A 1,670-nucleotide genomic window follows, 5' to 3' on the forward strand; every position below is an offset into this window, starting at 1 on the left:
GCCCGCGGCGAATTGCAGTGCATCGGCGCGACGACGTTGGACGAGTACCGCAAGTACATTGAGAGCGACGCCGCCCTGGAGCGCCGCTTCCAGCAGGTGTACGTCGGGGAGCCGTCGGTGGAAGACACCATCGGCATCCTGCGCGGCCTCAAGGAGCGCTACGAAGTGCACCACGGCGTGCGCATCACCGACTCCGCACTGGTCGCCGCCGCATCCCTCTCCGACCGCTACATCACCTCCCGGTTCCTGCCGGACAAGGCGATCGACTTGGTCGACGAGGCCGCGTCACGACTGCGCATGGAGATCGACTCCCGGCCCATCGAGATTGACGAGATCGAACGCATCGTCCGCCGCCTCGAGGTGGAGGAGCTCGCCCTGGAAAAGGAGAGCGACGCCGCGTCCAAGGACCGGCTGGCCAAGCTGCGCAGCGAACTCGCCGATCAGCGCGAGAAGCTCAACGAGCTGACCGCCCGCTGGCAGTCCGAGAAGGGTGCCATCGACGCCGTCCGCGATATCAAAGAAGAGCTCGAGAAGCTGCGCGGTGAGGCCGACCGGGCCGAGCGCGACGGCGATCTGGGCCGGGCCGCGGAACTGCGCTACGGCACCATCCCCGCACTGGAGAAGCGGTTCGACGAGGCCGCCGAGAAGTCTGGGGCATCCACCGACGGTGACGTGATGCTGCAGGAGGAAGTGGGCCCCGACGACGTCGCCGAGGTCGTGTCCGCCTGGACCGGCGTCCCGGCGGGCAAGATGCTCGAAGGCGAAACCGAGAAGCTGCTCCGAATGGAGTCGCACATCGGCCAGCGCGTCATCGGCCAGCAAGAGGCCATCACGGCCGTCTCCGACGCGGTGCGCCGGGCCCGCGCCGGCGTCGCCGACCCGAACCGGCCGCTCGGCTCGTTCATGTTCCTCGGCCCCACCGGCACCGGTAAAACCGAGCTGGCCAAATCGCTCGCCGAATTCTTGTTCGACGACGAGCACGCCATGATCCGCATCGACATGAGCGAGTACGGCGAGAAGCACAGCGTCGCCCGGCTGGTCGGCGCCCCTCCCGGCTACGTCGGCTACGACCAAGGCGGCCAGCTGACCGAGGCCGTGCGTCGTCGCCCGTACTCGGTGGTGCTCTTCGACGAGGTGGAGAAGGCCCACCCGGACGTCTTTGACGTGCTGCTGCAGGTCCTCGACGAGGGCAGGCTGACCGACGGTCAAGGCCGCACCGTGGACTTCCGCAACACCATCCTCATCCTGACGTCCAACCTGGGCGCCGGCGGTGACCGGGACCAGGTGATGGCAGCAGTGCGCGCGCGGTTCAAGCCGGAGTTCATCAACCGGCTCGACGACATCCTCATCTTCGAGGCGCTCAGCCGAGACCAACTGGTGTCGATCGTCGACATCCAGCTCAAGGGTCTCGCCGACCGACTGTCCCAGCGTCGCCTGACCCTGGACGTCACCACCGAGGCGAAGCAGTGGCTCGGCGATCGCGGCTACGACCCGCTCTACGGTGCCCGTCCGCTGCGCCGCCTGATCCAGCAGGCCATCGGCGACCAGCTCGCCAAGGCGCTGCTGGCCGGCGACATCCGCGACGGCGACACCGTCCACGTCGACGTCGACGATGCGACGGATGCGCTGAAGATCAGCTGATCTGCAGACGAAAGAGGTCCGCTCCCCAC

The 1,670-nt window shown here is 67.7% G+C and carries 1 protein-coding gene; it reads left to right on the plus strand.

Going from position 1 to position 1,670, the window contains the following annotated elements; translation table 11 throughout:
* On the plus strand, positions 1–1,641 hold a 1,641-nt coding region (locus WAW85_RS11720), incomplete at its 5' end, for an ATP-dependent Clp protease ATP-binding subunit (protein WP_422559784.1).
* Between the last annotated feature and the right edge of the window lie 29 nt (positions 1,642–1,670).

The sequence above is a fragment of the Gordonia sp. (in: high G+C Gram-positive bacteria) genome, from assembly GCF_049299075.1.
In the GTDB taxonomy this organism is placed as follows: Bacteria; Actinomycetota; Actinomycetes; order Mycobacteriales; family Mycobacteriaceae; genus Gordonia.